The organism is Ralstonia sp. UNC404CL21Col, from assembly GCF_000620465.1.
GTDB lineage: Bacteria > Pseudomonadota > Gammaproteobacteria > Burkholderiales > Burkholderiaceae > Ralstonia > Ralstonia flatus.
The window spans coordinates 883045-898711 of the sequence record NZ_JIBE01000003.1 but is presented as its reverse complement, the minus strand read 5'-3'; the positions used below and the strand labels follow the sequence as shown (position 1 = coordinate 898711).

14 protein-coding genes are annotated in these 15667 nt (G+C 65.3%); 8 read left to right on the top strand and 6 right to left on the bottom strand.

The genetic code is table 11. The features are described from left to right. Positions 1–30: 30 nt before the first annotated feature. From N511_RS0104285 to N511_RS0104275, 3 genes are all read right to left on the bottom strand, one after another. On the bottom strand, positions 31–1095 hold the full coding sequence (locus N511_RS0104285; RefSeq protein ID WP_027678163.1) for a TetR/AcrR family transcriptional regulator: 1065 nt from the start codon (positions 1093–1095) through the stop codon (positions 31–33). 257 nt (positions 1096–1352) lie between these two features. After that, positions 1353–2387, bottom strand: coding sequence for a histone deacetylase family protein (locus N511_RS0104280; RefSeq protein ID WP_027678162.1), 1035 nt, complete (start codon positions 2385–2387; stop codon positions 1353–1355). Positions 2388–2412: 25 nt separating this feature from the next. After that, positions 2413–3720: an MFS transporter gene (locus tag N511_RS0104275; RefSeq protein ID WP_027678161.1), complete on the bottom strand. Its 1308-nt coding sequence runs from the start codon at positions 3718–3720 to the stop codon at positions 2413–2415. A gap of 130 nt (positions 3721–3850) precedes the next feature. Between N511_RS0104275 and N511_RS0104270 the strand changes: the two genes are divergently transcribed. The 3 genes from N511_RS0104270 (at position 3851) to N511_RS0104260 (ending at position 7724) form a co-directional block, all read left to right on the top strand. Next, the gene (locus N511_RS0104270) at positions 3851–4855 is read left to right on the top strand and encodes a LysR family transcriptional regulator (RefSeq protein ID WP_027678160.1); all 1005 of its coding nucleotides are present in this window, start codon (positions 3851–3853) and stop codon (positions 4853–4855) included. Positions 4856–4986: 131 nt separating this feature from the next. Further along, positions 4987–6666 (top strand): DEAD/DEAH box helicase, encoded by a 1680-nt coding sequence (locus N511_RS0104265; protein ID WP_027678159.1) that lies wholly within the window; start codon positions 4987–4989, stop codon positions 6664–6666. A gap of 5 nt (positions 6667–6671) precedes the next feature. Then, on the top strand, positions 6672–7724 hold the full coding sequence (locus N511_RS0104260; protein ID WP_027678158.1) for a serine/threonine protein kinase: 1053 nt from the start codon (positions 6672–6674) through the stop codon (positions 7722–7724). A gap of 33 nt (positions 7725–7757) precedes the next feature. On the opposite strand, the gene N511_RS0104255 is transcribed toward N511_RS0104260, so the two are convergent. Beyond that, on the bottom strand, positions 7758–8663 hold the full coding sequence (locus tag N511_RS0104255) for a pirin family protein (protein WP_027678157.1): 906 nt from the start codon (positions 8661–8663) through the stop codon (positions 7758–7760). A gap of 149 nt (positions 8664–8812) precedes the next feature. On the opposite strand from N511_RS0104255, the gene N511_RS0104250 reads away from it, so the two are divergent. From N511_RS0104250 to N511_RS0104240, 3 genes are all read left to right on the top strand, one after another. After that, a complete protein-coding gene (locus N511_RS0104250; RefSeq protein ID WP_027678156.1) occupies positions 8813–9730 on the top strand; it encodes a LysR family transcriptional regulator in 918 nt (305 codons plus the stop codon). 457 nt (positions 9731–10187) lie between these two features. Then, positions 10188–10928 carry a response regulator transcription factor gene (locus N511_RS0104245; protein ID WP_027678155.1) on the top strand — a complete coding sequence of 247 codons (741 nt, stop codon included), beginning with the start codon at positions 10188–10190 and terminating at the stop codon, positions 10926–10928. 77 nt (positions 10929–11005) lie between these two features. Beyond that, entirely contained in the window at positions 11006–11338 is a 333-nt protein-coding gene (locus N511_RS0104240; protein WP_051530824.1) for a cupin domain-containing protein, read from the top strand. On the opposite strand, the gene N511_RS0104235 is transcribed toward N511_RS0104240, so the two are convergent. Both N511_RS0104235 and N511_RS0104230 read right to left on the bottom strand, forming a co-directional pair. Further along, positions 11322–11897 (bottom strand): hypothetical protein, encoded by a 576-nt coding sequence (locus N511_RS0104235; protein WP_027678153.1) that lies wholly within the window; start codon positions 11895–11897, stop codon positions 11322–11324. The genes N511_RS0104240 and N511_RS0104235 overlap by 17 nt on opposite strands. Positions 11898–11915: 18 nt before the next feature. Further along, positions 11916–13124, bottom strand: coding sequence for an FAD-dependent oxidoreductase (locus N511_RS0104230; protein ID WP_027678152.1), 1209 nt, complete (start codon positions 13122–13124; stop codon positions 11916–11918). Positions 13125–13245: 121 nt separating this feature from the next. Here N511_RS0104230 and N511_RS0104225 point away from each other — a divergent pair, with 121 nt between their 5' ends. After that, positions 13246–14169 (top strand): LysR family transcriptional regulator, encoded by a 924-nt coding sequence (locus N511_RS0104225; RefSeq protein WP_027678151.1) that lies wholly within the window; start codon positions 13246–13248, stop codon positions 14167–14169. Positions 14170–14308: 139 nt separating this feature from the next. Next, positions 14309–15643, top strand: a complete 1335-nt coding sequence (locus N511_RS0104220; RefSeq protein WP_027678150.1) for an MFS transporter — start codon at positions 14309–14311, stop codon at positions 15641–15643. The last annotated feature ends 24 nt before the right edge of the window (positions 15644–15667 follow it).

Below are 15667 nucleotides of genomic sequence, written 5' to 3'. Positions count from 1 at the left end.
ACACGGGAGCGCCGCGCGGCGCCTGCGTTGTCAGGCGCTGGGGCTGCGCCAGGGGCGCATCGGGTTGGCCGGGAAGATGGCGCGTGCTGCGTTGCTCCGGCGAATGGCCAATGCCCGGGTGCGCGCAGACGGCGCGGGGCCGTCGCTATCGCTGTCGGCGCCGTGGTGATCGTCGTGCTCGTCGGCGCTGAGGTCGTCGTGGTCGTCCGCGGCATCGTCTGCGCTGGCCCGAGAACCCGGCGTGCGGCCGAACAAGTCACCGGCAAAGGGCGAGGCCGTGGCAGGCGTCGCGCTCCGTTCGGTGCTGCGGCCGTTGCCGTGCCCGGCGTGGCGACCCGAGCCGCCGTGGCCGCTGTCGTTGCCGCTGGGCGCGTCGTCCGCCACGGCCACGGGTGTGGGCACCTGTGCTTCGGCCAGTTCGACCACTTGGTCGAGCGCGCCGGCCTCGCCGGGCAGCGGGGCATTGAGCGTGGCCACCACCAGCGCCGTCAGGCGCGCCAGCAGCGAGGCATCGTTCATCGTCTTGCCCTGCGTGAACAGCGGCAGCAGGTTGTTGAGGTCGTCGCCAGCCAGCACGCCGGCGAGCGCCTTGAGCGCAAAGTGCAGGCGCCAGCCGAGTTCAGCGCGCGGCAGGTGCGGCAGCGCTCGCGAGAAGGCTTCGAAGAAGCGATCGAACACCAGCGCGTAGTGGCCGAGCAGATAGTTCTGCACGAACGGCGAGGTGTCGGAATACACGCGCCCCATCAACCGCAGGAACGCGGGGCCGCCGGTGTCGGGGTTGCGCGCCATCTGCAGCGCCGGCACAAACAGCGCGCCGAGCACGTGATCGCAGGTCAGCTGCTCCTTCGTCCAGCGTTCTTCGCACGCGGTCAGCAGCGCCAGCCGGCGCGTGTTGAGCGGGTCGAGCCGCCGGCCCAGCACCGACTGCATCAACGCTTCCTTGCTGCCGAAGTGATAGTTGACCGCTGCCAGATTGACCTTGGCGCGCGCCGTGATCTGCCGCAACGACATCGCCTCGTAGCCGAACTCGATGAACAGCAGTTCGGTGGCTTCCAGAATGCGGCCCTTGGTGTCTCCTGCTCCAGGACGTCCCATGTCTCCTACCTCGTTTTTTTAGGCCTGATATCGGGCTCGATTGCTGCGGTGCAGCGCTCGAACGTACGATTCAAACATGTGTATGGGGTTGCCCGGGCATGTTAGGAACAGACGTTTGAAAACGCCAAGTGCCCAATTCGAGCAACGACTCTAGAGACGGGGAGGTTGCCCCGGCAGCGTATAAAACGCCGGGGCTCAGAGGTGAGTGGGCGCAAACATCCACCAGGCTGAAGGGAGGTTTGCGCCGGGGGGCGGAGTCAGCCTGCCGGCTGATGGGGCGTCTTCAAGCCGCCGAAGAATGCGGCAGCGTTTTGTGCAAGGGTGGGGAGGTGATAGCCGCCTTCCTGGACGACCAGCGTCGGCAGGCCGATCGCGCCGACGGCCTGGCCAAGCCGGCCGAAGCCCTGCGTCGAAACGTCCACCTGCGATTGCGGATCTTCGCGATAGATGTCGAAGCCGAGCGACAGCACCAGCGCGTCGGGCTGAAACCTTTCGAGTGCGGCAATCGCATCCACGAGCTTGTCGAAGAACACCGATTCCGGCGAGCGGTGCGGCATCGGCAGGTTCACGTTCAGCCCGAGGCCGTCGCCCGTGCCGCGCTCGTCGTCAAAGCCGGCAACCACCGGATAGAAATTGGTCGGATCGCCATGAATGGAGATGTACAGCACGTCGGCACGGTCGTAGAAGATTTCCTGGATGCCCTGGCCGTGATGCATGTCGGTGTCGAGGATGGCGACGCGCTTGAATTTGCGCCGCAGCGCCTGCGCGGCCACGGCGGCGTTGTTCAGGTAGCAGAAGCCGCCGGCTGCTTCGCGGCGCGCGTGATGGCCGGGCGGGCGGCACAGCGCGTAGGCCATGCGCTCGCCATTGAGGATGGCTTGCGCGCCGGCCGCCGCGCTTTGCGCCGACCAATACGCCGATCGCCATGTGTTCTCGCCGACGGGGCAACTGCCGTCTGCCAGATAGCGCGCGGCCTGGGCCAGCACGCCGCGCAGCGCATTCGGTTCGCGCACGAAGATGTTGGACATGACCTCGTCGCCCCAGTCTTCTGGCAGGCGTTGCCACTGGGCATGGGCGTCCTGCAGGAAGCGCAGATAGGGCTCGCCGTGCACGGCGGTGAGCGGCGCAATGCCGTGGTCTTCGGGCCGCGCAATGGTGAAGCCGAGATCGCGCGCCGCCTGCAGCAAATTCAGCGCGCGCTCGGGCACTTCCTGCGGCGTGCGCATCTTGCCGCGCGAGTAGTAGCTCTGCGGATGGTGCAGAAGCTGTTCAGGATGAAAGAACGTCAGCATGGGTGAAACAGGGTGGGGAAAACCGTTATGCGCCGACGGTGTCGCCGGCCGTTGCGCGACCGCGTTGGCGCCCATCGATGGCCGCGATGCACAGCAGCGAGATACCGGCGAGCAGCGTGTAGAACACCGCCAGCGGCCACCATTCGCCATGGAAGCGCTGCGCGAGGATGGTGCCGACCAGCGGCGTCAGCCCGCCCGCCACCGCGCCGCAGACCTGGTATGACAGCGAGATCGCCGAGTACCGCACGCGCGTCTCGAACACGCCCGACACGAAGCCCGCAATCACCGAATAGAAGCTCGCCATGCACACCACGGCCAGCGCAATGCCCAGCACCATCAGCGGAGCCTGGCGCGTCTGCACTAGCAGGAACATCGGGTAGGGCGATGCCATCGCCATCAACGCCATCAGCTTGAGGAAGCGTGCGCCGCCAAGCTTCTCAGCCAGCCATGCCGCCAGCGGCTGCGCGAGAAACTGGATGAACGCCACCACGAAGAGGCAATCGAGAATCAGCGTTTTGGACAGCGACAGATACTGCGTCGTGTACGCGATCATGAACGTGTTGGTGAAGTACACGCCCGCAATGCCGATGGTGTTGGCGCCAATGCACAGCAACACCGGCACGCGCGCCGTGCGCCAGACTTCGGCGATCGGCAGCTTGGCCGTCTTGCGCTGCGCCTGCACCTGCGCAAACTCGGGCGACTCGTTCACACCCAGGCGAATCGCCACGCCCACGAGCAGCAGCACCGCGCTGGCAAGGAACGGCAGACGCCAGCCCCACTCCATGAAAGCGTCTTTCTCCATCGACGTGACGAGCCGGAAAGCCAGCAGCGAGAGAATCAAGCCAGCCGGGCTGCCGAGTTGCGCGAACGACGCGAAGAACGTGCGACGACCCTTGGGCGCGTGTTCGCCCGCCATCAGCACCGCGCCGCCCCATTCGCCGCCGACCGCAACGCCCTGCACCACACGCAGCAGCACCAGCAGCACGGGCGCAAGCGCACCCGCGGTGGCATACGTCGGCAGCAGGCCGATGCCGATCGTCGCCAGGCCCATCATCGTGAGCGTGATCATCAGCGCCTTCTTGCGGCCGATGCGGTCGCCCCAGTGGCCGAACACGATGCCGCCCAGCGGCCGCGCGAAAAAGCCGACGGCAAACGTGCCGAACGAAGCGAGCGTGCTCAAGAACGGATCGCCACCCGGAAAGAAGAGCGGCCCGAACACGAGCGCAGCGGCGGTGGCGTAGATGTAGAAGTCGTACCACTCGATCATGGTGCCGACAAAGGCGGCGGTGGCCGCACGCGCAGGCTGGCGCCCGCCGGGTTGAGACGGTTGCATGGTGTAGCTCCTCACAGGTTTTTTTAGCCCGCCGCTTCAAGGCGACGATGCGTGTTTATTGCCGGTTGACGGGTATTAGTCAAATTCTGAATACTTATTGTTTGTATAAGTTGGACTCATATTCCCCGCCATGGACCCGTCCGCTCTTGATCCCGCCCTCGTCAGCGACCGGCTTGACTGGAACCTGCTGCGCACCTTTCTCACCATCGTCCACGAGCGCAGCATCAGCCGTGCGGCGGTGCGGCTGCACATCACGCAGCCGGCGGTCAGCCTCGCGCTGCGGCGGCTCGAAGATCAGCTTGGCCACACGCTCATCGAGCGGCGTGGCTCTCACTTTCGCCTCACGCGCGTCGGCGAAGACGTATTGCGCATCGCCACCGACGTCTACGGCAATGTCGCGCGGCTCGGCTCGGAGCTTGGCGAACCGCAAGACGATGTGAGCGGCGTGCTGCATCTGCTGACCGTCAGCCGCATCCAATCGGGCGTCTACGACGAATGCCTGGCGGCGTTTCACCGACATCACCCGCGCGTGGATCTGCAGGTGGAAGTCATGCGCAGCACGGACATCCTCGATGCACTCGCGCAAAAGCGCGCCGGCATTGGGCTCAGCCTGTGCCGCACGCCGAGCGAAAAGCTTGAGCGGCAACTGTTCCTGCGCCAGCGCTACGCCGTGTTCTGCGGGCGGCACCATCGGTTGTTCGGGCGGACGGGCTTGTCGATCAGTGACTTGCTCGGCGAAAACTTTGTCTCGTTCATGAGCGACCAATTGGGCGATGCGCTGTCGCCGCTCGCGGTGTTTCGCGATCAGCAGGGATTCACCGGCCGCATCGTCGCTACGTCGGCGAGCCTGGACGAGATCAAGCGGCTCGTGTTTGCGGGCTATGGGATCGGCTGCCTGCCGGAGCACATCGTGGCGGACGATTTGGCCCAGCAGCGCTTGTGGCGGCTGCCGCCAGAAGAGGGCGTTGCCGACATCGACCTGTACCTGATGTGGCACAGGGAGCGCCGTCTGGCGCCGGCAGAAGAAGCGTTCCTGGCGCATTTTCGGCGCTATATGGCGCGGTATTCGCTGGCGGAACGGTTGGGCGATGTGGTGAATGCGCCCTTGGCGGCATTGCGGGCACCGGTGGGGTAAACACCATCACCTGTTAAACTAGCGCCCTTCTTGCAGTCCCCGGGGTCCAGTCGCCCCGTCACCTACCCAGGCTTTGTCCACGATTGGCGCACGAACGAATGCGCGGGACACGCCGGTCCAATCGCTTTTCCATGTCGTTTTCCGAACTCGGCTTGTCAGACAAGCTGGTACGTGCCGTGGCCGAACTCGGCTACGCAGAACCCACTCCGATTCAACGCCAGGCCATCCCCGCCATCCTCAAGGGCGGTGACCTGCTCGCCGGTGCACAGACCGGCACCGGCAAGACCGCCGGTTTCACGCTGCCGTTGCTGCACCGCCTGTCTGCATCGCAGCCCAACAAGGTGCAGACGCCGCAGGGCATGCGCTTCCCGATCCGTGCGCTCGTGCTGACGCCCACGCGTGAGCTTGCCGCGCAGGTGGAAGAAAGCGTGCGCGCTTATGGCAAATACCTGCCGCTGAAGTCGATGGTGATGTTCGGCGGCGTCGGCATCAACCCGCAGATCGATGCGCTCAAGCGCGGTGTCGATATCGTCGTGGCCACGCCTGGCCGTCTGCTCGACCACGTCGGCCAGCGCACCATCGACCTGTCGCACATTGAACTGCTGGTGCTGGACGAAGCCGATCGCATGCTGGACATGGGCTTCATCCACGACATCCGCAAGATCCTCAACATCCTGCCGCCGAAGCGTCAGAACCTGCTGTTCTCGGCAACGTTCTCCGACGACATTCGCGAACTGGCCGACCGTCTGCTCGACAAGCCGGCGCTGATTGAAGTCGCGCGCCGCAACACGACGGCCGAGACGGTCGAACAACGCATCTATCCGGTCGACCGCGAGCGCAAGCGCGAACTGCTCGCCAAGCTCGTGCGCGACAACGACTGGCACCAGGTGCTGGTCTTCACGCGCACCAAGCACGGCGCGAACCGCCTGGCCGAGCAGCTCACCCGCGACGGCATCCCCGCGCTGGCCATTCACGGTAACAAGAGCCAATCGGCGCGCACGCGCGCGCTGACGGAGTTCAAGGCCGGGACGCTGCGCGTGCTGGTCGCCACCGATATTGCAGCGCGCGGCATCGACATCGACCAACTGCCGCACGTGGTGAACTTCGACTTGCCGAACGTGCCGGAAGACTACGTGCACCGTATCGGCCGCACGGGCCGCGCGGGTGCGCAGGGCGAGGCGATCTCGCTGGTCTGCGTCGATGAGCATGGCCTGCTGCGCGACATTGAGCGCCTCATCAAGCGCGAACTGCCGCGTACCGTGCTGGAAGGTTTCGAGCCGGACCCGACCATCGCGGCGGAGCCGATTCCGAACGGGCGCAATTCGGCGGGCCGTGGTGGTAACGCGCGCGGTGGCCGTCCGGGTGGTGGCCGCAGCCAGCAGCCACGCCAGGCCAGCGGCAACGCTGCCCCGCGCGAGCCGCGTGCTCCGCGTGAGCCTCGCGAACCGCGTCGCGAGTCGAGCGGCAACGGCCAGGGGCAGGGGCAGAATCAAGGCCAAGGCCAGGGTCGAAATGGTGGCGGCAGCCGCCAGCGCCAGGCGCAAGGCCAACGCGACGGCCAAGCCGCGCCGAAGCCGCGCAATGGCCACGGTGCCGGCAACGGCCAATCGCAAGCGCGCGGCCAGCGCCAGGGCAACGGTCAAGGCCAGGGCCAAGGCAAGGGCAATGGACAAGGCGGACAGGGCGGTCAACAACGCCGTGCATCGAACACGCAAGCCGCGCAGCCGGCCCACAAGGGACAGCCGGCCAAGCAGCCGTTCAATGGTTTGTTCGCCAAGGCGGCTGCGTTGCTCGGCGGTCGTAAAGCCTGACGTTCATGCACGACGACGGCCCACCCGCATCAGCTGACGCGCCCTACGACGGCCTGACGCCAGACAGCATCCTGGATGCGCTGGCGGAGGTCGGGCTGATGCCGGACGGCCGCATGTTCGCGCTCAACAGCTACGAAAACCGCGTGTACCAGGTCGGCGTGGAAGACAGCGCGCCGGTGGTGGCCAAGTTCTACCGCCCCGGCCGCTGGACCGACACGCAGATCGTCGAAGAGCACACCTTTACGACGGAACTGGCAGCGGCGGAAATCCCCGTGATTGCGCCGCTCGAAATCGAGGGCCGCACGCTGCATGCGTTCGAACGTTGGCACTTCGCGGTCTTCCCGCGTTGCGCAGGCCGCGTGCCCGCCATCGACCAGGACGACACGCTCGAATGGATGGGCCGCTTCCTTGGTCGCATCCACGCCGTCGGCGCGCAGCGGCCGTTCATGGCCCGTCCGGCGCTCGACATCGACACGTTCGGCGTGCAATCGCGCGACTGGCTGCTCGAACACGATTTCATTCCGCCCGATTTGTTGCCGGCGTGGCGCAGCGTGGCCGACGCCGCACTTGATGGCGTGCGCCGCTGCTACGACCGCGCGGGCGACGTTTCGCTGCTGCGCCTGCACGGCGATTGCCACGCCTCGAACGTGCTGTGGATCGAAGAGGCCGACGCTAGGCAGGGCGATCCGCTGCAGAAGGGGGATTCGCTGCGCTCGGCCGGCCCGCATTTCGTCGATTTTGACGACAGCCGCACCGGCCCTGCCGTGCAAGACCTGTGGATGCTGCTCTCGGGTGATCGCGCATCGATGCAATCGCAGCTCGCCAGCCTGCTCGCCGGCTATGAGGACTTCTGCGAATTCGACACGCGCGAGCTGTATCTGGTGGAAGCGCTGCGCACGCTGCGCTTGCTGCACTACAGCGCGTGGTTGGCGCGCCGGTGGAATGATCCGGCGTTTCCTTTCGCGTTTCCGTGGTTCAACACGCAACGCTACTGGCAGGACCGGGTGTTGGAATTGCGCGAGCAGATCGCGCTGTTGGACGAACCGCCGCTCTGGTGAAACCGAGCGGCGGTTTTTCTTTGAGGCTTGGGTTTAGGCGAACTTGCCGGCCTGGAAGTCACGCACGGCCTGGAAGATTTCTTCCTGCGTGTTCATCACGAACGGGCCGTATTGCGCGATCGACTCGTTCAGCGGTTTGCCGGCCACCAGCAGCACGCGCGCCTCAGCATCGCGTGCACGGATGACCACACCATCGCTGCCTTCCGTGTTGGCGAGGATGGCCATCTGCTTGTCTTCCACGCGCTGCAGCCCGGCGTTGCCGACCGTTTCGGCGTCGCCCACCAGCGCACTGCCACGGAACACATAGACGAATGCGTTGTGTCCGGCCGGCAGTACCTGCGCAAATGACGCGCCCGCCGGCAGCGTGATGTCGAGGTACAGCGGCTGCGTCGCTTCCCGCGTCATCGCGCCTTGCACACCGTGCGATTCACCGGCGATCACGCGCACGGCCACGCCGTCTTCCGTCGTGAACTCGGGGATCTCGTTCGACGGAATGTCGCGGTACCACGGCGTCGTCATCTTGTCGCGGGCGGGCAGGTTCAGCCAAAGCTGGAAGCCTTCCATCACACCGTCTTCCTGTTCCGGCATTTCCGAGTGCACGACGCCGCTGCCGGCCGTCATCCACTGCACGCCGCCGTGTTGCAGCAAGCCTTCGTGGCCGGCGCTGTCGCGGTGGCGCATGCGGCCCGCGATCATGTACGTCACCGTTTCAAAGCCGCGGTGCGGATGGTCGGGAAAACCGGCCAGATAGTCGTTGGGGTCGTCACTGCGGAATGCGTCCAGCATCAGGAACGGATCGAGCCGGCGTTGCAGATTGTTCGTCAGCACGCGGGTGAGCTTCACGCCCGCGCCGTCCGAGGTGGGACGGCCGGTGATGATGCGTTCCACGCGGCGGCCACGTTGCACAGGCTGCACTTGCGGTTGCACGAGGGTTTCCATGTTGTTCTCCTGAAATTCGGCATTTGTCATACGCCAAATGTAGGGTAGTTGCCTCGTTTGCACTAGTCGGTTATTGTGGGAAAAAATGTTGCTCCTGGCGAGACAATAACCATTCCGGCCAGCGCGCATCACGATAAGAGGAGGAAACCATGGATCTGAACCAATTAGCGCTGTTCGTGCGCGTGGTCGAAGCGGGGAGCTTCACGGCAGCGGCAACGCGGCTCGATTTGCCGAAATCGTCCGTCAGCCGCGGCATTGCCGCGCTTGAACAGGATTTGAACGTGCGACTGTTACAGCGCACCACGCGCACGCTCCATCTGACGGACGCGGGTCAGAGCCTGTACCAGGTGGCGTCGCATGCACTGGAAGACATTGAACGCGCTACGACCTGCGCGGGTGAACTCCAGGACTTGCCGCGCGGCAAGGTTCGGATCACGTCTTCCGAAGACGTCGGCCGTCTGCTGGTAGCGCCGGTGGCGGCGCGCTTCATGCAGCAGTATCCAGAGATCGATCTGGACGTCGTGCTGACGCCGCGCAATGTCGATCTCGTGCAGGAAGGGTTTGACCTCGCTGTCCGCGTCGGACGCTTGGCCGACAGTTCGCTGGTGGCGCGGTCGCTGGGCGTGTTGCGCATCGGCCTGTTCGCCTCGCCCGATTACCTGCAGCGCCGCGGTGCGCCCGACTCCGTGCAAGGGCTGGCCGACCATTGCTGCCTCGATTTTCGCGGCACCGGCCGCGGCGAAACGCAATGGCGCCTCGTCGGCCCCGATGGCCTGAAAACCGTGGCCGTGCGCGCCCGGCTGAATGCCGACAGCCTGATCTACCTGGAAACGTTGATTGCGTCGGGCGCCGGCATCGGTCCGCTGCCGCTGTACGCGAGTGCCGTCGCGCGTGCCAACGCGCCGCTGCCCCGCTTGGTGCGCGTGCTGCCCGACTATGCGACCAGCGGAGAGCCGATCAACCTTGTCACACCCTCCGCTCGGTTCGTTCCCAAACGTGTTCGCCTGCTGATCGACATGCTCACCGAATCGATTCGGCAAGAGCTGGAAAACGCCGATCCGACCTGAACTGTGGCGGCAAAGAAGCTGGGCACGTTAAATGTTGTCACGACTGCGCCCGTTGCACGTATCGCACGGCATCATGCGCTCCACGTGTGCCGGACCAGTACGTCTGACCCTCCATGACGTCACCCCCGTAAGCGTTGCAGTGCTTCCCCCCGGTGCGCTGCGATGTGTCTGGCACATGAGACCCTTGGGTGTTTCTGATCCCGTCACACTGTTGTGGGAAGCACCGCCGCCCGGACCTCGTTGTCCGGGCTTTTTTTTTCCTGTCTCATGAACGTGTCGCATCCGTGCTTCAACGGCCTTCACAAATTAGGACTCTTCTCATGGTTCGTAGCACACCTCGCCATGAAAATTGCAGCCACGTAACACATGCAACGGAACGCGCTCAACGCGCCTGAATAAGCGCCATCAATTCCGGCACCCGCCCGCGACGCATGTGCGAATTTTCATGGAGCCGAACATGCGTATCGCCTTGCTTGAAGACGATCCCTTCCAAAGCGAAGTCATCGTCCAGATCCTGTCTCAGTCCGGCCACGACGTGGTGACCTACACCGACGGTGCCACCTTGCTGCGCATGCTGGGTCGATCGTCGTACGACATGCTGATCCTCGACTGGCATACGCCTGGCATGCTCGGTATCGACGTGCTGAGCGTCGTGCGCAGCCGCCATAAGGAAGTGTTGCCGGTGCTGTTCGTCACGGCCGAAGAAGGCGAGAAAAGCCTCGTGCGCGCGCTCACGCACGGCGCGGATGACTACATCGCGAAGCCGTTCCGCATTGCCGAGCTGCGGGCGCGCGTCGACGCGCTGCTGCGCCGTGCATATCCCATTCCGTATGGACGCCTGCCATTCGCGGTCGGGCCTTATCACTTCAATCCCCAGCGCCAGCAGGTCACCCTGCACGGCGAGCCAGTGACGCTGACGGGCATCGAGTTCCAACTGGCGCTGCTGTTGTTTTCGAATGTGGGACGCACGCTGTCGCGCGACCACATCTTCGGGCAGGTGTGGGGCCGCAACTCGTCGGAGTACACCCGCACGATCGACAGTCACGTATCGCGCATCCGCATGAAGCTGAATGTCGAACCGGAGAACGAGGTGCGCCTGGTGGCGGTGTACAAGCACGGCTATCGGGTCGACCACCTGAAGCCTGCGGACGACATGGGAAGTCTGTCCGAGATGGAACTCGCGTCGTACGACCTATAACACGCACTGACCCGCGTGCAGAAAGAGCGCTACCGTGGAAACGCGGCAGCGCTCTTTTTTTGGGATCATCGGCTGGTATGCTCAACGCTTCTCAATCTTTGGGCGAGGCTGGTGTGCCGCTTGTCAATCTCAATGCAGAGGCCGAAGCGCTGCCGCGCGCGTGGTCGTCTCGCGTGCTGGAGCGGTTTGGTGGCGGCAACTTCAAGGTGCTGCGCATGGATGGCACGTCGTATCCCAACGAGGTGCACGACTATGCCGAAGGGCTGCTGGTCATCGATGGGCAGCTGCGGTTGCGCATCGGCGACGAAGCGGTGAAGGTCTCGCGTGGCGAGTTGTACGTGGTGCCTGCCGGCGTGCCGCACAGCGTGGACGCCGGCAGCGCCGGCACGCTGGTCATTCTGGACGTCTAAGCGGAGCGTCGTCTGCCTCCGCAACCTGCTTGATCCGCTGCAGCATCATCCGGCGGATCAGCCCGCTTGGCACGCGGATCAGTATCCAGTAAGGCGTGAAGCGGCGGCGCGCCGTGGTGCTGGAGCAATGCACGCACGTGCGCGTGGTCAGCAGCGTGCCGGCGCCTTCGGGCTCAGCGACGAACGTCATGACCAGCTTGGCGATATCGGGTGCGGAGAACGTGCGAAATGCGCTGGCTTCAACGTGGATGAGCCCCCCGGCCGATTCCCAGAAGCGGCCGACCAGGCCGAGCGCGAATTCGTGATCTCCATTTCTGCCGAGAACGGTGAAATCGTGCAGGCCGAATCCGGCGTCGATCCGTCGTGCACTGGGCCTGCCCAGCGCGGCGGCAATGCGCGCCGGGATGCCACGCAGATGCAGGAACAGCCGGGCCACCGGGAAATCCGTGACGTCAAGTTGCGAAGCCATGTCGAGCACGCGCGCGGGCGATGCATTGACCCGTATGTGGTGCTGCTCGCTGAACTGATGCTCAGGAAGGAAGGTGTGCAACAGGCTCATGCGGATGGAGGTGTGGTGTCATGCCTGGGGCTTTTCGCTCGCAGCCGTGGAAGCCGCAGCCGGGGCGAATGCAGCATCGCGAGCGGGCGGTTCTGCCAGGCTGCGTTTCATCAGCCATGCGACACCGGGCACGCGCAAGCCGGTGGCAAACACCACGTCACGCATCCAACCGCCGTATTGCGCCTGGAAGCACGGCGTGAGCGCGCGACTCAGTGTCTGGTAGGCCTGCACGGTACGCAGACGACGGGCGTGGTAGGCGAGCGCGCCATCGGCGGCCCCATGGACTTGCACGCAGGCCGCCAGAGCGAGCGCATCTTGCGCGGCCAGCGTGGTCCCCAGGCCGAGTTGCGGGCTCATGGCATGCGCGGCATCGCCGATGACGCAGTAGGGCGGTTTGGCCAACGCGCGCGGCCACGTGTGGCGATAGACGGCAAAAGGCATATCGTCGTGCGAGCCGATCTGCTCGACCATGGGCGCGGCTTGCGGCCACAGGCTGAGCACATGCGCCTTCCACTGTGTGATGTCGGTCTGGCGCCAGGCGTCGACGGCATCGCCGGGCAGGCTCCAGAACATCGACAGGCGCGTGCGGTTGCCATCCACGTCGGTGGGCAGCAGGCCCATCATCTCGCGCGTGCCGCGAAAGCGCTGCTGCAGCACACGCGGGTTCCAGCCATCCACCCATCCTTGAAACCACAGCGTGCCCCATCGGTAGGTGCTTGACGGGCCGGCCAGGCCTGCGGGCTCACGCAGCGCAGAGGCCGCGCCATCGGCAATCACAAACAGGTCGAAGATGGATTCGCCCTGCGCGTGCACGACCCGCGCGCGCGGGCCATCACCAAGCAATTGCTGGATCGCGCAACCAAAGTGGAATACTGCGCCCGCGTGCAAGGCGGCGTCGTACAGCATGGACGACAGCGCATGCCGCGTGACGGCGCGGCCGGGCGTCTCGGCGTAGTCGATGTCGAGCAGACGCCAGCCACGATGGCTCAGACCGATCAGCCGATCGATCGGCGCGCCGATGCCCTCAAGCTCGCGGCCCACGCCGAGCGCCTCCAGCGCGCGGATGCCCTGCGGCTGGATCAGCAGGCCCGCGCCCATGGCGGTCAGCTGCGGGTGCTTTTCGAAAACGTGCACGTCGTGCCCCTGGCGGGCAAACGCGATGGCGGCGGCGAGGCCGGCGTTACCGGCGCCGGCAATGCCGATGGACAGCGGACGAGGTGCGGACATGAAGGCGTGGCGGATCGTTTGCTCAAGATGATAACGATACGGCACGCACGTTAAGGCTGTTCGCGCAGGCTGCGGAGATAATGCGCAGACCTCCCGCCCACCCCACAAGACCGGACGCGCCATGCAGATCAAATGGCTGGAAGACTTCAAGGAACTGGCCAAGACGCGCAGCTTCAGCCGCGCCGCCGAGAACCGCAACGTCACGCACCCCGCATTCGGCCGGCGGATCAAGGCGCTGGAAGAATGGGTGGGCACCGCGCTGGTCGAGCGCCGCGAACATCCGGTCACGCTCACGGCGGCGGGACGCCTGTTTCTGGATGCAGCGGCCAATGCCGTCGACGGCCTGAACGATGCGCGCTTGCTGCTGCGGGAGGCGCAACTGCCCGTGGCGCTCAAGATCGGCACGGGGCGCACGCTGGCGCGCACGTTTGTCCCCGGCTGGTACGAAACGCTTGCACGCCAGCGCGGCGTGTTTCCGCTCAGCGTGACGACGGGCGGCACGCAGGAAGGCGTGCTGGCACTTGCCGATGGCACCGTCGATTTGCTGATCGCCTACGCCAGCCCACAGGCCGATGCGCTGCTCGATCCGCGCAAGTACGACCACTGCCTGCTGGGCAGCGAGACGCTGGTGCCGGTGAGCGTCCCCGACAAGCGCGGCCGCCCGCGCTTCACGCTGCCGGGTTCGGCCGCCGCACCGCTGCCGTGGCTGGCCTTTGCGCGGGGGCTGACGTTGCGGCAGATGCTGGACAGCCATCTGGCCGCCGCCGATCGCAAGGCGCATCTGCAGCCCGTGTTCCAGGCGGATTTTTACGAAGCGGTGGAAGAGATGGCCTTGCGTGGATTCGGCATGGCGTGGCTGCCGTATCGCCTGGCCAGGTCGCACCTGAACGCGGGTGAACTGCGCCCCGCCGGCGACGACGCCTGGCACATCCACGTCAACATCCGCATGATGCGCGTGCGCAGCAACCAGAGCGCGCTGCTTGACGAGGTGTGGCAACGGGCTGTCGATAACGCCAATGCCAACGCCCGCGCCGATCTCGCCTGACGCGCATCGCAAAAAGCCCAACCTTGTGCCGAAACGGCACAAGCCGCCTCGGCGCGGCACCTAGACTCCTCCGCAACCTTCGCCCGCCAGCGCCGTTCGGCAAAACAGGCGGATCGGCACAGACCACGGGGAGACAACCATGCCAGCCCACACCCTCAACGCGAGCGGCGCAGCAGCGCGCGCCGCCGACACCCATCGACACCCCGCGCCCTGGCGTGCCGTTCTGGCTGCCAGCGTCGGCAACGCGCTCGAATACTACGATCTGCTGATCTACGGCTATTTCGCCATCACCATCGGCAAGCTGTTCTTCCCGACGGGCGATGCGTGGAGTTCGCTGATGCTCTCTGTCGGCACGTTTGGCGTGTCGTTCATCATGCGGCCGCTCGGCTCGATGGTGCTCGGCAGCTATGCCGACCGCGTGGGGCGCAAGGCCGCGCTGACGTGGTCGATCCTGCTGATGATGCTGGGCACGGCGATGATCGCGTTCGCGCCGACCTATGCGTCGATCGGCCTGTGGTCGCCGGCCATCGTGATCGTGGCGCGATTGCTGCAGGGCTTTTCGGCCGGCGGTGAATTCGGCTCGGCCACGGCGTTCATGATCGAGCACGCCAACGGCAAGCGTATGGGCTACAACGCGAGCTGGCAGGCCGCCACGCAGGGTCTCGCCACCTTGCTTGCCGCAGGGTTGAGCGCATGGATCACCTACGCGCTGACCACCGCGCAGGTGGAGTCATGGGGCTGGCGCGTGGCGTTCCTCTTCGGCTTGCTGATCGGGCCGATTGGGGTCTATATCCGCCGCCATACGCCGGAAACGCCGGAGTTCGTCGCCATGCAGGCGGAAGCGCCGGCCGCGCTGCAAGCGCGCTCGCCGCTGCGCGACACGCTCACGCAGGGTTTGCCCGGGCTGCTGCTGGGCGCGGGCGTAGTCGTGGCCGTCACCGCATTCAACTACGTGCAGAAGGTCTACATGCCGACCTATGCCATCAATCAACTCCACATCGCGACCAGTGCATCGCTGGTCTGCACGATGATCACGGGCGCGATGCTGATGATCATGGCGCCGGCGTTCGGCCTGCTGGCAGATCGTTTCGGCAGCATCCGCGTGGTGTCGATTGCGATGGTGGTGATTGCGCTGTCGACGTATCCGATGTTTGCCACGCTGGTCGCACAGCCGACGTTCTGGACGCTGCTGGTCATGCAGGCCATCGTTGGTGTATTGCTCGCGGCCATCCTTGCGCCGCTGCCTGCGTTGCTCGCCGACATTTTCCCGACGCGTACACGCGGCACGGGCCTGGCGCTGAGCTACAACCTGTCGGTAACGATCTTCGGCGGGTTCTCGCCGCTGATCGTCACGTGGCTGATCGGTGTCACGCACATCAAGACGTCGCCGAGTTTCTATGTGTTTGTGACCACGCTGATCAGCCTGGCCTCGCTGTGGATGCTGCGCGGGCGCGCTCGTGCCGCTCGCAACTGAACAGACTTCTCGTCACACCGAAGG

What these genes read in the sequence shown, in the direction of transcription:
- N511_RS0104255 (WP_027678157.1), bottom strand. Translation starts at nt 8,663, where the DNA reads ATGGAAACCCTCGTGCAACCGCAAGTGCAGCCTGTGCAACGTGGCCGC.
- N511_RS0104280 (WP_027678162.1), bottom strand. Translation starts at nt 2,387, where the DNA reads ATGCTGACGTTCTTTCATCCTGAACAGCTTCTGCACCATCCGCAGAGC.
- N511_RS0104275 (WP_027678161.1), bottom strand. Translation starts at nt 3,720, where the DNA reads ATGCAACCGTCTCAACCCGGCGGGCGCCAGCCTGCGCGTGCGGCCACC.
- N511_RS0104225 (WP_027678151.1), top strand. Translation starts at nt 13,246, where the DNA reads ATGCAGATCAAATGGCTGGAAGACTTCAAGGAACTGGCCAAGACGCGC.
- N511_RS0104230 (WP_027678152.1), bottom strand. Translation starts at nt 13,124, where the DNA reads ATGTCCGCACCTCGTCCGCTGTCCATCGGCATTGCCGGCGCCGGTAAC.
- N511_RS0104265 (WP_027678159.1), top strand. Translation starts at nt 4,987, where the DNA reads ATGTCGTTTTCCGAACTCGGCTTGTCAGACAAGCTGGTACGTGCCGTG.
- N511_RS0104245 (WP_027678155.1), top strand. Translation starts at nt 10,188, where the DNA reads ATGCGTATCGCCTTGCTTGAAGACGATCCCTTCCAAAGCGAAGTCATC.
- N511_RS0104285 (WP_027678163.1), bottom strand. Translation starts at nt 1,095, where the DNA reads ATGGGACGTCCTGGAGCAGGAGACACCAAGGGCCGCATTCTGGAAGCC.
- N511_RS0104250 (WP_027678156.1), top strand. Translation starts at nt 8,813, where the DNA reads ATGGATCTGAACCAATTAGCGCTGTTCGTGCGCGTGGTCGAAGCGGGG.
- N511_RS0104240 (WP_051530824.1), top strand. Translation starts at nt 11,006, where the DNA reads ATGCTCAACGCTTCTCAATCTTTGGGCGAGGCTGGTGTGCCGCTTGTC.
- N511_RS0104260 (WP_027678158.1), top strand. Translation starts at nt 6,672, where the DNA reads ATGCACGACGACGGCCCACCCGCATCAGCTGACGCGCCCTACGACGGC.
- N511_RS0104235 (WP_027678153.1), bottom strand. Translation starts at nt 11,897, where the DNA reads ATGAGCCTGTTGCACACCTTCCTTCCTGAGCATCAGTTCAGCGAGCAG.
- N511_RS0104270 (WP_027678160.1), top strand. Translation starts at nt 3,851, where the DNA reads ATGGACCCGTCCGCTCTTGATCCCGCCCTCGTCAGCGACCGGCTTGAC.
- N511_RS0104220 (WP_027678150.1), top strand. Translation starts at nt 14,309, where the DNA reads ATGCCAGCCCACACCCTCAACGCGAGCGGCGCAGCAGCGCGCGCCGCC.